We start from the raw sequence: 18,499 nt of genomic DNA, 5'->3' as shown, positions 1-18,499 counted from the left end.
CCAACGTGGTCGCCTTACGTTTTTGGAATACTCGTTGCGTTAAAACACAGGCCCTCTTGTAAGGGTGTGTTTTTACCTGACCAAGAGCGTTTTGTGTTTTTGGGTGCGAGAGAAAAGAAACTAGAACAAGAATGGAGTGACACGTGCACAAGATTTTATCTTTGACATTGATTTTATCGCTCATGGGCTGCGCTATGCCTTACCAGCAGGAGGTCGATAGCGGCCAATGTGTTGGAGTCATGACCTCTCAGGATGCATATGGTTATTTAAACCCAAACCATTACACGATGCAGGTACTCGCGCTAAAGCAAGAAAAAGATGTGAAAGATTATATTCGCTATATCGATCCTAAGCATCCGGTTTGGGTTAACTGGAAAAACAGCCGAGGCACGCGTTGGTATACGGTAACTGTTGGTGATTTTAAAACGAAGCAGGATGCCTACAATGCGCTTTCTTCATTACCAAGCCGTGTAAAGCAGTCATCCCCGTTTGTGCTGACTTTTGCGGAAATGCAGCGTAAGCAACAAACGAGTGTTGTGAGAATGCGTTAACCAACAAAAAACGGAAGCGATGGCTTCCGTTTTTGTATTTAGGAGTAAGCTTAAAGCGCCGCTAAAATCGTTTCTGCTTTGCTTGCTTCAAACTCTTTTGGCTCTTCAACGTTAAGCTTAGCCACTGTGCCGTTTTCAATGATCATCGCGTAACGTTGTGAGCGAATACCACCAAAGCCGCCTGTATCCATTTCAAGACCCAATGCTTTAGTAAAGCTAGCGTCGCCATCACCCAACATCAGAATCTCAGAAGCGTTTTGAGCTTCGCCCCACGCTTGCATCACAAATGCATCGTTTACAGAAACGCACGCAATTAAATCAACACCTTTTGCCTTTAGCTCATCAGCTAATACCACATAGCCTGGTAGATGAGCTTCTGAACAGGTAGGGGTGAATGCGCCAGGTACAGCAAAGAGTACGACTTTCTTGTTCGCAAACAGTTCTGTAACGTCGTGGTTAACCATACCATCGGCAGTCAACTCACTTAGAGTTGCAACTGGTAGAGCTTGGCCTTGTTGAATCATGATTCTATTCCTTTTTGTGTGCTAGTTTAGCTTTCTCAGTCTAGCGTTTATAAATGCGGTTAACCACAGAGTCTTTGTAGGGTTTTAATACCTACGCGTTTGACCTAAGGCGTGGCACTATGCCTTTATTGCAACGCTTCGTGCTGGTTTACGTATTGGCTAACAAGGTGACGATATTTCGCCTTTAACTCGTTATCGATAAAGCTGGCATCAATCGCGTTCATTGTAAATTGGGCAAGTTCACTCTTACTCATTGGATGTGCGTTGTTGACGGCCAGAAAGTTATCCGTCATGTAGCCACCAAAGTACACAGGATCGTCTGAGTTAATCGTTACGGCGACACCTTTTCGTAGCAAATCCACAATATTGTGATCTTTCATATCGTCGAATACACATAGCTTAAGATTCGATAACGGACACACTGTCAGTGGCATTTGGCTTTCGATTAAGGATTCAACTAATGCTTCATCATCAACACAGCGAACACCGTGATCCACGCGGCTCACGTAAAGCATTTCAATTGCATCGCTAATATTTTGTGCGGGGCCTTCTTCACCTGCGTGAGCAACGGTAAGTAAGCCTTCTTCTACTGCTTGTTTAAATACGCGCTTGAATTTAGCTGGCGGATGACCTTGTTCTGAAGAATCTAGTCCAACACCAATGATCTTATCACGGTGTTTCAGAATAGCCTGTAGGGTCTCTATGGCGCTCTCTTCTGAAAGGTGACGGAGAAAACACGCAATAATTTGCGAGGTAATGCCAAGTTTTTCGTGACCATCTTTTAGCGCGCGAGCGATTCCATTGATAACAGTGTCAAAGTCTATGCCGCGTTCTGTGTGTGTTTGAGGGTCAAAAAAGATTTCGGTATGAACAACGTTGTCTTCTTTACAGTGCAGTAAGTATTCCCAAGTGAGATCGTAAAAATCTTGCTCAGTACGCAGAACTCCCGCTCCTTGGTAATAGAGGTCGAGAAATGATTGTAAGTCTGTGAACTGATATGCGCTGCGTAGTTCACTCGGAGAAGAGTAAGGGATCTCGATGCCGTTTCGTTTTGCTAATTTGAATAAGAGTTCCGGCTCAAGTGAACCTTCGATATGTAAGTGCAGCTCTACTTTTGGAAGACCTTGAATAAATGCGTTCATATTCCACCTTATGTGTATTGTGGATGCAGTTACTCTAAGAATAGGTATAGATAGAAATAAATCGAACGCTATCACAAAGAGTAAGACCCACGATGATCTCAACTCTTCGTAATCAGCACTTTGCGGGAACTGGTAGAGACCCCCAAACCATATCATTGGGGTTATACGAAGCAAACGAGAGGGATTATACGCAAAAATATCGCTTTGGCTATACGCAAATAACCTAACTGTCATTAGTCACGGGTTTTCCTGTGAGCGAAACGACTATTTGCAAGTCACTTGAGTATAGAGGAGCCAGTTGTTTTTGCGTGTGTGAGAGGCACGTGTAATTAGAAGAGTAGTCTAAAAGAGTGGAGATTCGTTTGAGCAAAGGTAGGTGGCGGTACCTTGCACAACGATAAAGGCAGAGAAAGCACTAGAGAGCATTTATAGATCGAATAACTTATCAAATTCTCTTTGTTCCATGATGTCTTCTATGCGGCGTCGAGTTTTCTGCTTTACCGCCGCCGCGTTTTGTTCAGACTCTTTTTTGTCTTTTTCTGACTGCTTCTTACTTTTTCTAGCCATTGGATACCTTCCAAATTAGTTGCATTATCCATTAATGCATGAAAACTGAATCAGTTAACAGTAAAACTTCCTAACTTTGAACCTGAATCACAGAGAATAGTTCCAGATTGCGTTTTCTCACAATATTCAAAATCGATCATGAAGCTATGAGAAAGAAGTTTCGGTAATACGTGTCTTCGTAAAATATCACCATTTAATTGATGTATTTTAGCGTGCCAAGAGGTTTGAGGTTGTTCTAAATTAAATTCAATTTCTAACATTTATTCTCCTGTTTTTTAGTGATTTTCTCTTTGTTAAGTAATTGATACCAATGCCTTTGACGGCCAGTTCTTTTTGAGGACATGATTTTTCCTATAAATAATAAATTAAGCAGTACTATTCAGTTTATTTTAGATAGCACAAAGCAATGACTAAAATTAGGCTGAGTGATTGATGAAAGAATATTTTTGAAGGAGAGAGGTTTGGTGCAGCATGGGCATGCTACACCAAGAAAAGCAGTCTTATAGAGGAGTTACTTCAGTCGCTTGAGGACCTTTTTTACCTTGCTCTACATTGAAGCTTACTTTCTGACCTTCAGTCAGTGTTTTGAAACCGTCAGAAACGATAGCGTTAAAGTGTACGAATACATCTTGGCCGCCGTTGTCTTGAGATAGAAAGCCGAAGCCTTTAGTTTCGTTAAACCATTTTACTGAACCAGTTACTTTAGACATAAAAATACCTTTGAATTAAACATAAAAATTATGATTTGTTTTGTGGATCTTTTCTAAGCTATTGAATGTTCAATCAAGAGGAAGTTGTACGCAGGTGTCTGAATTGGGGATTCAAGATTTTACTGAGAGGAAACTTAAACTAAATGTTGCATTAACAGCTCTCTTCTAAGAGCCAAGGCACACTATACACCTTGTTTAGAAAATAGCTACATTTATTTTAGATAAATTAAATGTGCTCATTATTAACTCGATAAATTGTATTGTTCGAAAAAGTTGAATAAGTAGAACGAATAGTATGGCTCATAATTTTAGCTCATCAACCTAAAATAGAACCTTATCGATAGCCATAGATTGAACATGCGATTTGCAAGCGGTCACAAAGATAAACTAGGAGAACTAGTATGAGTACATTCAGAGACATTCGTCAGCTTATTCCTGCGCAACCTACTGCTGATGGTGATGGAGTGAAAATTCGCCGAGTAGCGGGTTTCAATCATGCTAGCTTTTCTCCATTTTTGATGATGGATGAACTCAAATCAGAAGACCGTGCTGACTATATCGGCGGTTTCCCTCCGCATCCGCACCGCGGTATCGAGACGCTTACTTATATGTTGAAAGGTCATTTCCAGCATCGTGATCATATGGATAATGTTGGCGAGCTTCGTTCCGGTGGTGCACAGTGGATGGCGGCAGGAAGAGGCGTCATCCATAGCGAAATGCCTATTATGAAGGAAGGCGAACTGCATGGTTTCCAAATTTGGATTAACCAGCCTGCGAAAAATAAGATGCAGCCAGCTCAATATCATGACTTTCAACCTGAAACGATCACTGAGTTTGATACTCCGAATACGGGGGTTGTGCGTTTGATTGCGGGTCATATGACTATGAACAACGAACGAATTCAGGGGCCGCTAACAGAGACAGGTGTTGCTGCCACGGTAGCCGATTGGAGAGCGATGGGTGGTCAAGCTTTGAATTTGAACACGGATCAAGACAACAACATGATGCTCTATGTCTATAAAGGTCGTATTCAATTAAAAGGTCGTGAGATCAATCAAGGCGAAATGGCCATTTTATCGAAAGGTGAATGGGTTGAATTGCAGGCCGAAAAAGAGAGTGGTGCACTGATCTTTATAGGTGAGCCAATTAATGAACCCGTGGTGCATTATGGCCCTTTTGTCATGAATAGCATGGAAGAGATAGAACAAGCCATCCAAGACTACAACTCTGGGTTGTTTGAAACTTACTAGTTTTGACAGCCTACTCGCTTTCTCAGTTAGCGAGCAAATTAAAACAGTTTTGAGCCTGAATATTGGGCTCGACCAGAAGCAAATACGATAATCCACTGCCATCGAATTTGCGTTAGCCACGTTTAATCCACGTGGCTTTTTTCTACTTCTGACTCCAGCGTATGATGGCTTCCTTTCCTGCTTCAATTCCTAACTCATAAGCATGACGCAGTGGTGCTGGCGATCGACTCAGCCGTTTCAACTTGAATGTTTCAGGAGGACACACTTGAATGATTTCGATACCAGGTGGTGGGTTGTTGATCAGCGCTAAGGTCTGATTGTAGCGAACTTCACGTGTCAACATCGGTTCAATTAATCCGGGCGTTTCTTTCAACATCTTCCTAGTTAGGGCGCTGAATCTTCCTCTTGGCTTTTGATAGCTTGCGGGCTGGCTGCGTAAAACCATAATCTTTTTGGCTCCTCGCTTTATTGCTTCTGCAACAGGAAGTGCGTCTGAGACGCCACCATCAACGTATTGAATTCCGTTCAGTGATACGCCATTTCGGTAAAGTACAGGCAGTGCGCTGCTGGCTTTCATTGTTTCTGCCAAGTCGTCGACATCAGGAAGGTGGTACTCCGCTTGCCCATTGTCTTGACGCGTCACGCCTAAAAAGAAAGGTCGTGAATCAGCTTTGAGCGCAGATTTATCGATGCCAAGTTCTTCGAGGGTGACATTCCACATCCAGTCTAAGTTCATCATATCACCACCACGTAGAAGTTGAGATGGAGAGATAAATTCTTTTCTTAAGCTGTAATCGAGGTAGATTTTTAAGTTACGTCCGGGCATTTTAGCTAAGTAGGCAGCCAAGTTGCTAGCACCCGCAGACACTCCCCAAAAGCTATCAAATGGAGAGAACTCGCTAGCAAGAAAATGATCGAGTATGCCGCATGAAAATACGCCTCGCATGGCTCCACCTTCGACAATCAATGCTCGAGAGCCTACTTTTTCCATCACTTCGCTCCACTCTTTATCAATCGGATAATAGCGTGCAGCTTAACGCATAATGGTTTTATACCCAAGTGGGCCAAAGGTCTAGGTTGCGTTCCTTTGAATAAAAGGGCATCAACGGATGCCCTTGTCACTTTTAGCCTATGGAATTGCGGGTAATTGAGTCGCTAATTTAGTGAAGGAGACCGAGCGAATTAGCCCCCTTACATAGAGCCATACCTGTAGTCCCATACTGATCGTTGTTGGAATAGTTTGATGATCACTTGTTAAATAGGCATACAAACACTATCCAGAGCGTTGTAAGCAAAAGTAATGGGGTGAATACTTTCTGGATAGAAGCGCCATCAGTTAAATTGTAAATTTTGATGGATTCATTATAGAACGCTCGTTTGAATTCTTTGAAGCTAATGTCGCTCTTCGCATGCGACTGTTCATAGTGCTGGTGCGCAGCGTCCGATAGCTGGTATTTCAAGTCTTGGAGCTCGTACTCCTTGTTAAAAAACGCATCCCAAGCCGAAAGGCGGGCTATCGTTTTAGGAGATGGATCCCCATTTAGTTTCTCTAGACGTTTAGCATAAGCTGCTTGATATTTATCCACGGTATATTCCTGTCTGAATAGACGTTGAGTTAGAACATATGTAAAAAAGAAAAATAAGTAATAAAAGGTTTTTTACGTTCTATACCTGTGATAAATGCTAAAAATTTCAATGCTCTAGCACTCCGATGTCGCAAATGATATTGATGGAATTGCTCTGCGACAAATAAAATAATTACTCTAGATAACAACGAATTTTTGTTGTTTTTTTAAAAAACTGATCATGAGATTGAGTGGGGATTTTTACCGAGAAGAATTTCGCTACTGTAACTGTCTATATTTACTCAAAAAGAGAAAATCTTAGAAGCTTTCTTTGATTGATGTGAGATATTTTAGGTCGAAAAGCATTAATTTTGGCTATGCTTATAGTTCGTCTTTTTTGTTGTTGAACTCTACTTCGAGGGGGAAAGAACCCATATTTCGAGCATAGGATAGCTCGCTTTTTCGTTACGTCGTTCTTGGAGTTTGAATCAGTGACGACGCTATGAGTCTAGCATCTTGAACTCACTTGGGTGTATTGATTAATTATAAAAGTAAAGCAGTGCTGAGCTAGGATAAACTTCAACGTAAAGGTGACGGTATGAATATACAATCAGCCATTATTGAATATGCGATAGCGATTATAGGCTTACTTTTGACGGGCGTTACCCTCTGAGCATGACTGCCCAGAGGATAGAAAGCGCATTAGCTTTTTGCTAACGATTGATGTTGTATCGAGCCATTGCAGCTTCTTCTGACGATACAACCGTTTTACCAATTGGTGCGAGTGAAATAACCGCTAGCTTGAGGTGTTGGAGCGCAAACGGAATGCCGATTATGGTGACAAAGCATGCTGCGGCAGAAAGTACGTGACCGATAGCTAACCAAAGGCCTGCAAACACAAACCAAAGGACGTTACCAATAACGCCGAGCGGACTCGTGCCAATGTCCATTTCATTGGTCAATTCATCGCGTGAGATGGCCTCTTTACCGAATGGGAAAAAGGAAAAATTACCCATAACGATACACGCACGCCCCCAAGGTATTCCGATGATGCTAATAAAGGCCAAAATACCAAAAAACCACCATAGCAACCCCATAAATACGCCACCAAATACAAACCAAATGATGTTACCAAGTGTTCTCATTCTATTTCCTTTATTCTTGAATGTGATGATTCAGATACCTGAGAGCACCGTAAAACAAATCTAAACCGTCTGTTTTGTCAATGTGTGCTTTTGTGCCCTCATTCACCTGATTGATAGAATAATCGCCGTAGTCTTAACAGAGAATGAATGCCTTCCTTAATGCAAGTCTTTTTAGTATAGAGCGTAATACTCAATCAAGCATATAGCCAAGAATCGCATTATCTAGAGACAACTTTCTCGAGATATTGACAAATTTGCTCTGCCAATCGATGGCTGGCAATGTTGCGTGTTACTACTTCATCAGCAATATTTCCAGACTCAACGACGCCAAACCAATCGAGCAACATCGAATGGAAACCTTTACTCGTCAGCATTGGCGTCCAGTCTTTCAAATTGATTTTTTGCTCTTGGTTAGCTTGCCATAGTTTGCCTTCAACGAAGGAGTCGAACTCAACTGCCTTGTTTGCATAACAAGCTTGAACGCGCTCTGTAGTGATACCGAAGTGGCGATTCATCGAGGCGTGGAGCAAAGTATCTCCATGTTGCCACTGAATATCTAAACGCGCCAACTGACCACCTTCAAGTTGATGAGTTACATAAGCATCTTTTAGATCGGCTTTGGCTGTGACGTTAACGCTGTCTAATGGGTGAATAAAATCATCAAATATAAAGGTACGAACATCCCCCGGTAGTTGGTGACGGTTCTTTTCCCAGCGTAGCGACTTTAAGTCAGATATGTTGCCTTGCTGCACTTGTGGCATATGTTGGTTATAAAGTGGAATGTGACGACGGTTAAAGCCCACATAGAGTGGCTGTCTCTCTTTTTCGGCAATGTCGTACAGCTTTTCTACGTCATCAGCACTATTCGCTAATGGTTTGTCGACAAAGGTTGGAATTCCATGCTGCAGAAAAAATGCCGCTATTTGAGGGTGTACGCTTGTTGCCGCATGAATCATGACGGCATCGACGCCAAAGTGCAGAAGTTGCTGGTAGTCTTGGCAGATCTCTGAGATTCGATACTGCTTAGCCAGGATCTCAAGTGTGTTTGGGTTGCGGGTACAAAATACAAGTTCGATATTTGGAAGCTGAGTGATAACAGGAAGGTATGCTTTCTGAGCGATATCCCCTAGACCAATAATACCAATTTTCATCCTAGTCCTTATCTCGATGTATGGATCGCGGACTGTCAGTATAACGCTTGGCGCGGCGATGAGTTTAAATACCTTGTTAGAAAAAGCCTGATTCACACTTTGAGCCAGGCTTTATTGAATGATTTAGGAAACGGCTCGGCAGGCTTTGAATATATCTAACTTGCTATCGTAGGCTTGAGTTTGTACATCCATAATGCCTAATAAAGAGTGGAACACGTTATCATGTGAGTATTGGCCTGCATTCTGTGCTTGTATATACAAACAGTCGGTATTGATCTGCTTCGCTTGTTTAAAGCCCGAAGACAGCCACATAATCAAAGGAACGCGTTTTTGGAAATCTGGTGCAAGGCCATAAGGCATACCATGTAAGAACAATCCGTTTTCGCCTAGTGACTCACCGTGATCCGATATGTAAATTAGCGCGGTATTATACTCAGACTCTAACGCTTTAAGTTTTTTGATGGTTTCTGCTAATACAAGATCGGTGTAGCGTATTGTATTGTCATATGTGTTCACTATTTGTTCGATGCTACAGTTTTCGATATCTGCACGTGGACAGTCTGGTTTAAAGAAGGCGTTGTCTCTTGGGTAACGCTGAAAGTAGGTCGGACCGTGGCTTCCTATAAGGTGCATGGCGACCACTCGGTTACCGTGCATATCCGCGACTTCCTGATCAAAATGATCTAATAGCGCCATGTCGTAACAAGTTTGGCCATTACACATAGGGCTTACTTGCTTTCGATCAACTTCGATTTTCTTGATCTTGTGGGCTACTTCTTTATCCCCACCGTCATTTTCTTTCCAAATGAGGTCAACCCCGGCGCGCTGCATTATATCGAGAGCATTGTCCTGGTTATCCGCTTTGGTGCGTTCAAACTCGTTTCGCGTGAGCTGTGAAAACATACAAGGCACAGATACAGCAGTCGCGGTGCCACAAGATGCGACGTCTTGAAATGAGATAACATCCAATTTACTAGTATAAGGGTTTGTCTCTCGTGTATAGCCATTGAGTTGGTAGTTCTGCGTTCGAGCGGTTTCTCCTACGACAAAAACCAGTAGTGTTGGTTTGTGCTGTGCTTGCTGTACGGCGCTATCTGACTGCTTTGCATCTGTGCCGATTTCTCGATATGGCTGTGGCGTGGTGAAATATTTCTCCTTCACATACCCGGTCGCGCTGTAAACGAACTGGGTGGGTATGATGATTTTTTTTAGGTGGCTATTGTTGCGCCCTACAGATGCGTAGTCTTGATAGTACACGCTGGCAATGACGGCGATGACAGCTAGCGACGACAGCATCGATACTAATTTGGTAACAGAGAAGTACAGTAATTGGTGACGTTGAGATTGCAGCTTGACCTTAAAGACAATTATCGCTGGGATAACTCCCATAATCAGCGTCCAAATTACAGAGTGAGCACTCAGGTAAGAACTCGCCTCGCTCGAATCGGTTTCAACAATATTGGCAATCATTCCAGAATCGAAAAGTGTGCCATAGTTATAGCTTGCGTAGCTCACCATACTTGAAACAATGATTAAAATTATAAAGAACGGCTTGCCGATCCAAGGCCAACTAAATAAATTAAAAAGGAAATTGAGCGCGGCAAGAAAGAAAATTGGTATTGTGATAATAAATCCAATCTTGACATTATCTAAGTGTGTAAAGATGCCGATCAGTTCTTTATAAATAGGGATATTTACGACGAGAGCGAAATACAGCGCCAACAGGAAAGTAAAGGTAACGTAAGAGATACCTCTCTGTTGTAAATCATGTGTCTTCATAATGAGTGTCTTGAATAAAAATTAGAGCAAGAACGAAGCCCAAATAAAAAGGGCAAGAGTTAACGCAACAAATACTGCTGCTGAACCAATATCTTTGGCTCTACCACTGAGCTCGTGCCAGTCATCGCTAACACGGTCGACAACCGCTTCTACGGCGGAATTAATGAGTTCGACGATCAATACCAAGAACAGGCTACTGATCATCAGCACTCTTTCATATGTGGTGACAGGAAGGAAAAAAGCACAGACGGAAAGCACCAAGGCGAGAATCAATTCTTGTCTAAAAGCGGCTTCGTGTGTCCATGCGGCTTTCAATCCTTGAAATGAATAGCCGGTCGCATCCATGACACGGCGTATACCTGTTTTACCTGGCTTCAAAATATGACCTTACTATTTAAGCATTGGGATGGAACACATATCCCAGAGAGGTAACGAGATTAATCGTTACAGCGTGAAACATTTGTGAATAGAATCCATCGCGCGATAATTTAAGAAAAGTGCTTATTTAATCAAGATCGTAGACGGTATAGCCTTTGTTCTGGAGACATTTACGCAATACGAGAGATTGGGTTTTGGTTGAATCATTTGTTCCACTCAAAGCACCAGCTCCAGCTCCTACAGCACCGCCGGCAGCAGCACCGACAGCCGCTCCACCTAATCCGTCTTCTAGCGCACCAGCAGCTGCGCCGATCAATGCGCCTGTAACTGCCCCATTAGTGGCTTCAGATTTCGCTGCCTCTGATTTGTCGACATTTTCTGCATAGCCTTGGCAGTAAAGAAAGTCTTGTTCATATGTACTAGGGTCAACATTGGTCATGTCGACGACAGGTTTTTGGTTGTAGGCGCAAGCTGTAAGCGTAGAAGTAAGCGCCATAATCAGGATAAAAGATTTATACATGAGTACTATCCATTTAGTGTGTGAATCTTATGGATTAAATGTACACTGTTTTATTGTTGGGCTCTGTCGCTTGAGTGTATTGAAGTGTCGTCTTCTGTAAACGGGGTAGGAAGGTTAAGTTAACTGTCTGATTTTTTGAGGCTAAGTGTGAAGCAAGCTCCTCCAAGTGGGCTATGGCAAATCGAAACTTCTCCACGTTGAAGCTCCATTATCTGTCTGACAATCGCCAAACCGAGCCCAAACCCGCTCGTCTTTTTGTTGCGAGATTCATCCGCGCTGTAAAATGGTTCGAATAGATGAGGCCAATGCTTTTCTTCAATACCTATGCCATCATCATGAACATTGATGAAGCAGCGGTGCTGATCGTGTTTTATCTCCACTAAAATCTGCTTATCTGCGTACCGCATTGCATTGCGCAGCAAGTTATCTAAGGCTCGCTTTAACAATTTTGGGTCAGCAAACGCGAGAACGTTTTCTGAGTTTACTTCTTGAAGCGAGATAGCGAGCGTAGTCTCTTTTTGCCATCTCTGTCGTAATTCTTTGACTAAGTTGAATAGGACGACTTCTTCTTGAGTTTGTAATGCTGTGTCAGGACGCTCCATCTTTGCGTAGTAAAGCAATTCTTCAACCATTTCTTCCATCTCGTCAATGTCTTCGACGATACTGTAAACATACTTTTTCTGTTGTTCAGTTAAGGTTGAATCCGATAACAAATCTGCTTGCCATTGTAAGCGGAAGATTGGGGTACGCAATTCATGTGCAACGGCGTTAGTTAGCATTTTATTGCTAGTGATCAAGCGAGATACTTTATCGGCCATCGTGTTAAAGCTTTTGTTTAACGTCCCAACGGACTTAGCGCTTGAGGTACTAGCTCGAGCCTTGAAGTTACCTGAGGCAAACTCAACGGTCACTCTCTCTAGCTCTCGAATCCGACGGCTTAAGAACCAGATCAACAATATGCAATACAGAGCAAATCCAGCTAAAAAGAACAACCAAACGATATTGTCATCAAAGTTGGCAGCTTTAACCACAGGGCTATTCGGATTATCGCTCATTTTAAAGATAGGCGTGCTCGCATCTAGGCGGAACCAGATATCCCTTTCTTCATCGTAAGCGACGTTAACGGAGGTATCATTTTCAAACGCCTTTTTGATGTCTGTTGGAAGCTCTTCAAGCGTATGAGGCACCAACAAACGATGGCTTGATGTGGCAAATTGTTCCAACTGTTGTTGAGTATATTCTAATCCGTGTTCTTTATAGATAGGGTAGATCAGATCGTGAAAAGCTTGACCCTCATGCTCTTGTAACAGGTAGTCATAATCTGTGTTGATCTCATAAACTAAGAACTCGTATCCCCACAAGCTAGCCATAAACAGAATGATAAGGCCAACAAAGCTTTCCAGATAAATCCGTCTCATTATTCATTCCATGCATCAGGCATAAATAGGTAGCCTTTGCCGCGAACGGTAATGATTTTTTGTGGTGAGCAAGAAGCATCGCCTAGCTTCTTTCTCAGTGTCACTATGCGATTATCAATGGTGCGGTCTGTTCCATCGTATTCAATACCACGCAGTGTTTTGGTCAGCCACTCGCGTGATAGTGTTTTTTCAGCATGCGTTGCAAGAACCCACAACAAATCGAACTCGCCGTCTGTCAGCGCAATTTCTTCTTGGTTCATTACGCACGATTTACGCAATCGGTTTAAACACAGAACACCAATTTGTAGGCCGTTTTCGGACTCGGTAGGCGCCGCCTCTTTTCTTCTTAATAGCATGCGAATACGAGCCAGCAATACGCGAGGTTTGATGGGTTTAGTAACAAAGTCATCTGCGCCTATTTCTAATGCGGCGACATGATCGAAGTCATCATCACTTGCTGTCAGCATCAACACTTTGCCTTTGTAGCATTCTCGGATTTGACGACATACACTCAGACCATCTTGCCCGGGTAGCATCAAATCTAACAGCACCACGTCTGGTTGTGTGTCAATAATCGCATTGGGTGCGTCCGTCCCATTGTCGATACATTTGACCTGAAAACCTTGTTCAACAAAATACTCTCCCAACATAGTTTGTAATTTGGGATCGTCTTCCACAATGATTAGAGATGGTTTGATTTGTTGTGCGTTCATTTAAGTGATGTATACAATATTTAATATCAATGGAACTTAAACAAATTTACGAATTATTTCAAATAAAGCTTTCTCAGAATAAGGTTATCGGATGAGTTAACTGGATAAAATTGCCAATTAATGATTTAAATCTAATCACCAATCACATTTCGAGAGATGTAAAAAGGCGCAACGTTTGCGCCTAGGTATGGAATCTTAAAGCGAAATTACCGCTTATTCGGTGGTACATACGACGCTGTTGTCGCTGCCAAATGCATTTGGAACGTAAGCATCAGCTTGTGGGTCATTTTCCCACTTCGCGTCATCGAGCAAGTAACGGAACTGAACATTCTGCGCTTTAGGTAAGCGGGTTTTAAATTTAAACTGACGACTTTTCTTCACTAATTTCATCGGTTCTGGTTGCCAGTTGTTGAAGTCTCCAGCAATTTGGACCGAGTCCCACTGATCTTTATCTAGCTCGAACGTGACTTCGACTTCATCTTTTGTCTTAAAGAATCTCTTTTTAAGCATTGATCTTTCCTTGTTCGTACAAAAACTGTTCTAACTATTACTCGTGTTTCATAATGATTTCAAGTTTTATCGAATTGTTGCTGGTATCTGATGAGGGGAGTATCCGAACGGTGAATAGTTCGTTGTGCTGGTTTCGTGTACTGAGGGATCGTTAGAGAGAAAATTCACTAGCCTAAAATGGTCAAAGAACAGAGTTTGTTAGCGAGCCGAGAGTCCGTATCTTGAAGTCAAACCGTTATCATGTATTATCTTAAATCACCATTTTCCTTGATGTAGCTATGTTGAAGTTTAACCGTACATTGTTGACTGCGATAGTTTGCTTAGTTGCTATGCTTTTGAGTAGTGTCGCTCCTGTGGCGCAGGCTTCCGCTCCGATGAAAACAATTGAAGTACGCGATCTTATTGTTCAACAGGCTGCTCTGCACAAACAACTTGGCGTCAATGACGACTGCGTAGAATCACATCACGATGAGTCAGCCATCAATAAGGCACAACAATCTCACACGAGTTGTAGCTCTTCCTGCATGGTCAAAATTCCCGCCAACTTATCTCAAAACGACTTACTGCTTCTTCCTTATAGCCTTGCCTTGATTGATAGGCCTCTAGTCGAAAAAGTAGTGACAGTGATCACCAAGCTTTATCGTCCTCCGATTGTTTAATTCCTCATCTCAAATTACTTGGGGTTTACCCTTTTTTACCAAATGAAATGATTTGGCATTTGAATGCCACAAGGAAATAAACAATGAAAAAACTACTTGCCTTATGTAGTGCACTTTTACTGACTTTTACCGCTCATGCAGCGCAATTTGAAGAAGGGAAGCACTACAAAGTTCTGGATGTTAAGAAAGCATCGAAACCTGTTGTGACGGAATTCTTTTCTTTTTATTGCCCACATTGCTACAAGTTTGAGTCGCTTATTGAGCGTTTAAAACCTGCTCTGCCAAAAGAGGCAAAGTTTGAAAAGGTGCATGTGGGGTTCATGGGCGGAGATATGGCGATTCCGATGGCCAAGTCCTACGCGACGATGGTGTCGCTCGGTGTTGAAGATACAATGATTCCTGCCATGTTTGCCCAAATTCATCAAAAGCGACAAGCGCCAAAAGACGAAGCTGAGCTGAAACAACTCTTCGTTGATAATGGCGTAGAAGGTAAGAAGTTTGATGCGGCGTACAACAGTTTCGCCGTAAACTCAATGCAGAAAGGTTTTGATAAGCAATTCTCTGCCAGCACGTTAAGAGGGGTTCCGGGTGTGGTTGTGAACAATAAATACATTGTTTTGGCCAACGAAATTCGTACTTACGACGAGTACAATCAATTAGTTAATTACTTATTGACGCTGTAACTATAAATAGCATCGATACTTAAAAATGGCGACAGTAGAGTCGCCATTTTTTATGCTTATCACACTCGTATTATCTAAGAACGCTTGTACATGCTTGAGTCGGAACACTAGTCATAAATATGGCATGCGGATAAAACAAGCTAGCAGCAGTGATTGCAACATTACATGGCTGAGCAATCGTAGTTTTAATCACATTGGTAAGCACAGCACCTGTATTATTTACTGTTTGAGCGGCGGCTTGCTGTGCCTGGTAAGACACGCAACCTGTCGTTGCATTGATCATCGCAGTGCTAAACAAAAGTTTGCGAAAAAACATATTCATATCCTTTGTGAATGCTTTGAATTACTTATATGTGGATTGATTCATAAATGAAACAAAACAGTGTTCAAAATATGTGTGCATTCACGAAATGAACATTGTTTTATAAAAAGACGTTTTTTTGTGATCTTAGTACTGGACAGACCAGGTTATGAAACTAAAGCCAATCCGTGCATTACGATTACGCCGAAGGTCAGTTTGCTCCTCATTCCTTGATATCCCTTGGGCTCGGCGTCTTGTTCGACTTTCCTCACGAGCTTTTCTGCGTACCAAACAGCAAGGTACCCAATTGCTAAGAGTAGGGTTGCGACTGCGTAATGTTTGTGGCCCTGCAGTAATGCGCCCCAAGCCAGTAAGACAAAAAGGTTGCTGAGAATTAATATATTTCGGCTAAGGCGATGGTAGTAATGCTCAATGCCATTACCCCAAAGGATGCCGGATAAAAAACTTAATATAACGGCGCTATATGCGATGAAAAATTGCTGACCACTTAAATTGAAGAGTGAGATGTCAGTGAAAATCAGCCCTAAACTAAACACAAATGGAACCAGGCCTAAGTAACCGAGTTGTAGCATGGTTGAGCGTGTTGTCATGGTCGTCACCTTATAATTGTTGCTCTATCATATTGGTAAGCGTAGTACTTGTCGGTGATGTGGAGCTTGGAAAAGTAGCAATAACTTTACCTTCAGAGCTAATTAGAAACTTGTAGAAGTTCCATTTTGGTTTTATGCCTGCTTGGTTAGTAATCTGGTTGAAGACTGGGTTCGCATCTACACCTAATACTGAAGAGCGAGCCATCATTGGAAAGGTTACCCCGTAATCGAGATAACAGACTTTCGCAGTGTTCGTTTCGCTTCCTCTATCTTGTCGAAAGTCATTGCTCGGGAAACCGATAACGGTGAAGTTTTGGTCTTTGTAAGTTTGATAGAGGGTTTCTAACTGTTCGAACTGAGGAGTGAAGCCGCACTGGCTTGCTGTATTGACGATTAGTAGTGTCTTTCCCTTAAAGCTTTCGCATAGATCGACTTCTTCCGTTGAGTTTAACAACCTTTGCTTACCTTGAAGAATATCAGGGCACTCAGATGCAAGAGCAAGCGAATTCATGGAGAGAAAGCTAACGAGAGCGGCGAGTTTCAGTAATCCTTTCATGGTGTTGTTCCCCTTGTTTTCAATAAGTATAACTACTCAAGTGCAAAGAGGATCGATCAAAAAAGCCGCACAAATGCGCGGCTTTTTTCAAGAGCTGAGATCTGACTATGCCAGTTTCAACTCGAACTGGTTCAGGTACATTACCATGTCTTCAATCGTCAGTACCGGCATGTTGTGGAGGCGACCGAATGCTACGATCTCTGGTGCCTTTGCCATCGTGCCATCTGGATTGGTCACTTCACACAGTACGCCAGCGGGTTGAAGCCCTGCCATTTGCATCAGATCAATCGTACCTTCTGTGTGACCACGGCGAGTCATTACACCACCTGGACGTGCGCGCAGAGGGAATACGTGACCCGGGCGAGCAAGATCTTCCGGTTTTGCGTGCGGGTTTGCCGCCGTTTTAATGGTCGTTACGCGGTCTGCTGCTGAAACACCCGTTGTTACACCAACTTTCGCTTCAATAGAAACCGTAAATGCGGTTTGGTTTGCGCTGTTGTTGTTTACCACCATAGGAGGCAGTTCCAGTTTGTCTGCTTGAGCATCTGTTAAGCACAAACAAACGATGCCGCTACATTCGCGGATCATCAATGCCATTTGCTCGTTAGTGAGGTGCTCGACTGAATAAATGATATCGCCTTCGTTTTCGCGATCTTCATCATCAAGAAGCAGTACGCCACGGCCTTCTTTTAAAGCGATAAGTGCGTTTTCAACGCGAGTAATTGGGTCGCCGAATTCGGCAAGTAGTGATGACTGATTCATGGTTAACTCCTAAATTTCACCAGAATCAGGGCGGTATGAGAGATCGCCGTAAAATACGATCAAAAAGAAGTGCACCAGCATTCTTAGCGATCTGACTCGCTATGCTGGTGTATTCTTATTCTCTTTCATCCGGACTATAACCGTCGGCTCTGGCATCTCACCAGATCTGCTGACCTCGACGAATCGAGCGCTCGCGGGCTCACTTGAAAAAGTATACCGCCGGTGGGGAATTTCGCCCCGCCCTGAGAACAATTAAAAATGTACCACTTCATCCAAGTTGTGAAGAAGTGGAGCTAGGATAGTACTGCGAACTGAATAGCTTGGAAAGTCGATTCCATCTGTATGATGGAAAAGTGTGCTATCGACGGAAATAATCTGTGCGAATAAAGTGATCAATCTGCTGCGGCACGAAGGTGTTGTAAATCAGGCTCGTATGCGTTTGCTTCACTTCGATATGATCTTGCATACCGTCCAGTCTTGTCTCTTCTACGGTAACGGTACCGTCCGACATGGTGTTGTCATTACGGATCAACAATGGGCGAGCGCCAATCGGCATCGTTCCTGCGATACTGCCGAGTTTTTGAGGGAAATCCCAAGCGTCATCATGTTTGTTTAATCCGTGGTGTGGCGAATTGCCTAAAATTGCACCCAATCCGAGATCTTGAATTCGACCTACAATGGACGCGCCTTTCAGAGGCGAACCGATAGCGACAACATGAGAGATTAAGTTAGTGCTCGGTTTTCTGTTGGCGAGATAGCGCTTAATCATCAAGCCTCCCAAGCTGTGTCCCACGAGCACGTTTGTGGTCAGTGGATTAAGCGAATGATCAATAGAATCAAACAGTGAAGACTCATCGATAGCAACAGTGTTATAGCTGAGTACTTGCGTTTCGTATCCGAGTTTTCTCAGCTTTTGGCTAAGAGGCTGCATGACCAGCCCATGCATATAAAGACCATGTAAGATGATGATTTTCATAATACCTCCTAGATTTATGACGTCGTAG

At 42.8% G+C, this 18,499-nt stretch carries 24 protein-coding genes and 2 riboswitches; of the genes, 4 read left to right on the top strand and 20 right to left on the bottom strand.

The genetic code is table 11. The features are described from left to right. Positions 1 to 143: 143 nt before the first annotated feature. Entirely contained in the window at positions 144 to 551 is a 408-nt protein-coding gene (locus J4N40_RS20580) for an SPOR domain-containing protein (RefSeq protein WP_005373701.1), read from the top strand. 50 nt (positions 552 to 601) lie between these two features. Here J4N40_RS20580 and J4N40_RS20575 read toward each other — a convergent pair whose 3' ends face one another. The 5 genes from J4N40_RS20575 to cspE form a co-directional block, all read right to left on the bottom strand. Further along, a complete protein-coding gene (locus J4N40_RS20575; protein WP_053304562.1) occupies positions 602 to 1,075 on the bottom strand; it encodes a peroxiredoxin in 474 nt (157 codons plus the stop codon). 125 nt (positions 1,076 to 1,200) lie between these two features. Then, positions 1,201 to 2,217, bottom strand: a complete 1,017-nt coding sequence (locus J4N40_RS20570) for an adenosine deaminase (RefSeq protein ID WP_005373696.1) — start codon at positions 2,215 to 2,217, stop codon at positions 1,201 to 1,203. An 89-nt stretch (positions 2,218 to 2,306) separates the two neighbouring features. Then, positions 2,307 to 2,406: riboswitch (purine riboswitch) on the bottom strand. Positions 2,407 to 2,643: 237 nt separating this feature from the next. Continuing rightward, on the bottom strand, positions 2,644 to 2,784 hold the full coding sequence (locus tag J4N40_RS20565) for a PA3496 family putative envelope integrity protein (protein ID WP_017633782.1): 141 nt from the start codon (positions 2,782 to 2,784) through the stop codon (positions 2,644 to 2,646). A gap of 50 nt (positions 2,785 to 2,834) precedes the next feature. After that, positions 2,835 to 3,044, bottom strand: a complete 210-nt coding sequence (locus J4N40_RS20560) for a hypothetical protein (protein ID WP_053304560.1) — start codon at positions 3,042 to 3,044, stop codon at positions 2,835 to 2,837. A 240-nt stretch (positions 3,045 to 3,284) separates the two neighbouring features. Further along, positions 3,285 to 3,494, bottom strand: coding sequence for a transcription antiterminator/RNA stability regulator CspE (cspE, locus tag J4N40_RS20555; protein WP_005373691.1), 210 nt, complete (start codon positions 3,492 to 3,494; stop codon positions 3,285 to 3,287). 401 nt (positions 3,495 to 3,895) lie between these two features. Here cspE and J4N40_RS20550 point away from each other — a divergent pair, with 401 nt between their 5' ends. Further along, positions 3,896 to 4,744, top strand: a complete 849-nt coding sequence (locus J4N40_RS20550) for a pirin family protein (protein WP_115386523.1) — start codon at positions 3,896 to 3,898, stop codon at positions 4,742 to 4,744. 142 nt (positions 4,745 to 4,886) lie between these two features. Here the strand turns inward: J4N40_RS20550 and J4N40_RS20545 are convergent, their stop codons facing one another. The 10 genes from J4N40_RS20545 to J4N40_RS20500 form a co-directional block, all read right to left on the bottom strand. After that, entirely contained in the window at positions 4,887 to 5,735 is an 849-nt protein-coding gene (locus tag J4N40_RS20545; RefSeq protein ID WP_054576131.1) for a patatin-like phospholipase family protein, read from the bottom strand. 256 nt (positions 5,736 to 5,991) lie between these two features. Beyond that, complete coding sequence (locus J4N40_RS20540; RefSeq protein WP_250654483.1) at positions 5,992 to 6,330, bottom strand: hypothetical protein; 339 nt, start codon at positions 6,328 to 6,330, stop codon at positions 5,992 to 5,994. A gap of 692 nt (positions 6,331 to 7,022) precedes the next feature. After that, the gene (locus tag J4N40_RS20535; RefSeq protein ID WP_005373685.1) at positions 7,023 to 7,454 is read right to left on the bottom strand and encodes a YccF domain-containing protein; all 432 of its coding nucleotides are present in this window, start codon (positions 7,452 to 7,454) and stop codon (positions 7,023 to 7,025) included. Between the two features lie 218 nt (positions 7,455 to 7,672). Further along, the gene (locus J4N40_RS20530; protein ID WP_250654482.1) at positions 7,673 to 8,605 is read right to left on the bottom strand and encodes a Gfo/Idh/MocA family protein; all 933 of its coding nucleotides are present in this window, start codon (positions 8,603 to 8,605) and stop codon (positions 7,673 to 7,675) included. A gap of 123 nt (positions 8,606 to 8,728) precedes the next feature. Then, positions 8,729 to 10,384, bottom strand: coding sequence for a phosphoethanolamine transferase (locus tag J4N40_RS20525; RefSeq protein ID WP_250654481.1), 1,656 nt, complete (start codon positions 10,382 to 10,384; stop codon positions 8,729 to 8,731). Positions 10,385 to 10,405: 21 nt separating this feature from the next. After that, positions 10,406 to 10,762, bottom strand: coding sequence for a diacylglycerol kinase (locus J4N40_RS20520; protein WP_017635149.1), 357 nt, complete (start codon positions 10,760 to 10,762; stop codon positions 10,406 to 10,408). Between the two features lie 127 nt (positions 10,763 to 10,889). After that, complete coding sequence (locus J4N40_RS20515) at positions 10,890 to 11,282, bottom strand: YMGG-like glycine zipper-containing protein (RefSeq protein ID WP_005373677.1); 393 nt, start codon at positions 11,280 to 11,282, stop codon at positions 10,890 to 10,892. Positions 11,283 to 11,401: 119 nt separating this feature from the next. Then, complete coding sequence (locus J4N40_RS20510) at positions 11,402 to 12,700, bottom strand: ATP-binding protein (protein WP_042522686.1); 1,299 nt, start codon at positions 12,698 to 12,700, stop codon at positions 11,402 to 11,404. Further along, the gene (locus J4N40_RS20505; RefSeq protein ID WP_005373673.1) at positions 12,700 to 13,413 is read right to left on the bottom strand and encodes a response regulator; all 714 of its coding nucleotides are present in this window, start codon (positions 13,411 to 13,413) and stop codon (positions 12,700 to 12,702) included. The genes J4N40_RS20510 and J4N40_RS20505 overlap by 1 nt, the downstream gene beginning before the upstream one ends. A gap of 213 nt (positions 13,414 to 13,626) precedes the next feature. Continuing rightward, complete coding sequence (locus J4N40_RS20500) at positions 13,627 to 13,923, bottom strand: isoamylase early set domain-containing protein (RefSeq protein WP_005373671.1); 297 nt, start codon at positions 13,921 to 13,923, stop codon at positions 13,627 to 13,629. A gap of 278 nt (positions 13,924 to 14,201) precedes the next feature. On the opposite strand from J4N40_RS20500, the gene J4N40_RS20495 reads away from it, so the two are divergent. Both J4N40_RS20495 and J4N40_RS20490 read left to right on the top strand, forming a co-directional pair. Next, on the top strand, positions 14,202 to 14,582 hold the full coding sequence (locus tag J4N40_RS20495) for a hypothetical protein (protein WP_005373669.1): 381 nt from the start codon (positions 14,202 to 14,204) through the stop codon (positions 14,580 to 14,582). Positions 14,583 to 14,665: 83 nt separating this feature from the next. After that, the gene (locus J4N40_RS20490; protein ID WP_005373667.1) at positions 14,666 to 15,265 is read left to right on the top strand and encodes a thiol:disulfide interchange protein DsbA/DsbL; all 600 of its coding nucleotides are present in this window, start codon (positions 14,666 to 14,668) and stop codon (positions 15,263 to 15,265) included. A 70-nt stretch (positions 15,266 to 15,335) separates the two neighbouring features. Here J4N40_RS20490 and J4N40_RS20485 read toward each other — a convergent pair whose 3' ends face one another. The 5 genes from J4N40_RS20485 to J4N40_RS20465 form a co-directional block, all read right to left on the bottom strand. Further along, positions 15,336 to 15,581 carry a hypothetical protein gene (locus J4N40_RS20485; protein WP_005373664.1) on the bottom strand — a complete coding sequence of 82 codons (246 nt, stop codon included), beginning with the start codon at positions 15,579 to 15,581 and terminating at the stop codon, positions 15,336 to 15,338. Between the two features lie 152 nt (positions 15,582 to 15,733). Beyond that, positions 15,734 to 16,177 (bottom strand): DUF3429 domain-containing protein, encoded by a 444-nt coding sequence (locus J4N40_RS20480; RefSeq protein WP_005396352.1) that lies wholly within the window; start codon positions 16,175 to 16,177, stop codon positions 15,734 to 15,736. A gap of 10 nt (positions 16,178 to 16,187) precedes the next feature. Continuing rightward, positions 16,188 to 16,733, bottom strand: coding sequence for a glutathione peroxidase (locus J4N40_RS20475; RefSeq protein ID WP_054577749.1), 546 nt, complete (start codon positions 16,731 to 16,733; stop codon positions 16,188 to 16,190). A 105-nt stretch (positions 16,734 to 16,838) separates the two neighbouring features. Then, positions 16,839 to 17,495, bottom strand: coding sequence for a 3,4-dihydroxy-2-butanone-4-phosphate synthase (gene ribB, locus J4N40_RS20470; RefSeq protein WP_005373655.1), 657 nt, complete (start codon positions 17,493 to 17,495; stop codon positions 16,839 to 16,841). A 113-nt stretch (positions 17,496 to 17,608) separates the two neighbouring features. Then, positions 17,609 to 17,749, bottom strand: a riboswitch (FMN riboswitch). A gap of 104 nt (positions 17,750 to 17,853) precedes the next feature. Continuing rightward, the gene (locus J4N40_RS20465) at positions 17,854 to 18,471 is read right to left on the bottom strand and encodes a lipase family protein (protein ID WP_005373653.1); all 618 of its coding nucleotides are present in this window, start codon (positions 18,469 to 18,471) and stop codon (positions 17,854 to 17,856) included. Between the last annotated feature and the right edge of the window lie 28 nt (positions 18,472 to 18,499).

Source organism: Vibrio sp. SCSIO 43097 (assembly GCF_023650755.1).
Classification (GTDB): domain Bacteria; phylum Pseudomonadota; class Gammaproteobacteria; order Enterobacterales; family Vibrionaceae; genus Vibrio; species Vibrio alginolyticus.
The sequence above is the reverse complement of the archived record's forward strand: the minus strand, read 5'-3'. Positions and strand labels throughout refer to the sequence as shown.

What these genes read in the sequence shown, in the direction of transcription:
- cspE (WP_005373691.1), bottom strand. Translation starts at nt 3,494, where the DNA reads ATGTCTAAAGTAACTGGTTCAGTAAAATGGTTTAACGAAACTAAAGGC.
- J4N40_RS20570 (WP_005373696.1), bottom strand. Translation starts at nt 2,217, where the DNA reads ATGAACGCATTTATTCAAGGTCTTCCAAAAGTAGAGCTGCACTTACAT.
- ribB (WP_005373655.1), bottom strand. Translation starts at nt 17,495, where the DNA reads ATGAATCAGTCATCACTACTTGCCGAATTCGGCGACCCAATTACTCGC.
- J4N40_RS20505 (WP_005373673.1), bottom strand. Translation starts at nt 13,413, where the DNA reads ATGAACGCACAACAAATCAAACCATCTCTAATCATTGTGGAAGACGAT.
- J4N40_RS20480 (WP_005396352.1), bottom strand. Translation starts at nt 16,177, where the DNA reads ATGACAACACGCTCAACCATGCTACAACTCGGTTACTTAGGCCTGGTT.
- J4N40_RS20535 (WP_005373685.1), bottom strand. Translation starts at nt 7,454, where the DNA reads ATGAGAACACTTGGTAACATCATTTGGTTTGTATTTGGTGGCGTATTT.
- J4N40_RS20485 (WP_005373664.1), bottom strand. Translation starts at nt 15,581, where the DNA reads ATGTTTTTTCGCAAACTTTTGTTTAGCACTGCGATGATCAATGCAACG.
- J4N40_RS20475 (WP_054577749.1), bottom strand. Translation starts at nt 16,733, where the DNA reads ATGAAAGGATTACTGAAACTCGCCGCTCTCGTTAGCTTTCTCTCCATG.
- J4N40_RS20525 (WP_250654481.1), bottom strand. Translation starts at nt 10,384, where the DNA reads ATGAAGACACATGATTTACAACAGAGAGGTATCTCTTACGTTACCTTT.
- J4N40_RS20565 (WP_017633782.1), bottom strand. Translation starts at nt 2,784, where the DNA reads ATGGCTAGAAAAAGTAAGAAGCAGTCAGAAAAAGACAAAAAAGAGTCT.
- J4N40_RS20515 (WP_005373677.1), bottom strand. Translation starts at nt 11,282, where the DNA reads ATGTATAAATCTTTTATCCTGATTATGGCGCTTACTTCTACGCTTACA.
- J4N40_RS20490 (WP_005373667.1), top strand. Translation starts at nt 14,666, where the DNA reads ATGAAAAAACTACTTGCCTTATGTAGTGCACTTTTACTGACTTTTACC.
- J4N40_RS20530 (WP_250654482.1), bottom strand. Translation starts at nt 8,605, where the DNA reads ATGAAAATTGGTATTATTGGTCTAGGGGATATCGCTCAGAAAGCATAC.
- J4N40_RS20560 (WP_053304560.1), bottom strand. Translation starts at nt 3,044, where the DNA reads ATGTTAGAAATTGAATTTAATTTAGAACAACCTCAAACCTCTTGGCAC.
- J4N40_RS20545 (WP_054576131.1), bottom strand. Translation starts at nt 5,735, where the DNA reads ATGGAAAAAGTAGGCTCTCGAGCATTGATTGTCGAAGGTGGAGCCATG.
- J4N40_RS20500 (WP_005373671.1), bottom strand. Translation starts at nt 13,923, where the DNA reads ATGCTTAAAAAGAGATTCTTTAAGACAAAAGATGAAGTCGAAGTCACG.
- J4N40_RS20550 (WP_115386523.1), top strand. Translation starts at nt 3,896, where the DNA reads ATGAGTACATTCAGAGACATTCGTCAGCTTATTCCTGCGCAACCTACT.
- J4N40_RS20495 (WP_005373669.1), top strand. Translation starts at nt 14,202, where the DNA reads ATGTTGAAGTTTAACCGTACATTGTTGACTGCGATAGTTTGCTTAGTT.
- J4N40_RS20510 (WP_042522686.1), bottom strand. Translation starts at nt 12,700, where the DNA reads ATGAGACGGATTTATCTGGAAAGCTTTGTTGGCCTTATCATTCTGTTT.
- J4N40_RS20465 (WP_005373653.1), bottom strand. Translation starts at nt 18,471, where the DNA reads ATGAAAATCATCATCTTACATGGTCTTTATATGCATGGGCTGGTCATG.
- J4N40_RS20575 (WP_053304562.1), bottom strand. Translation starts at nt 1,075, where the DNA reads ATGATTCAACAAGGCCAAGCTCTACCAGTTGCAACTCTAAGTGAGTTG.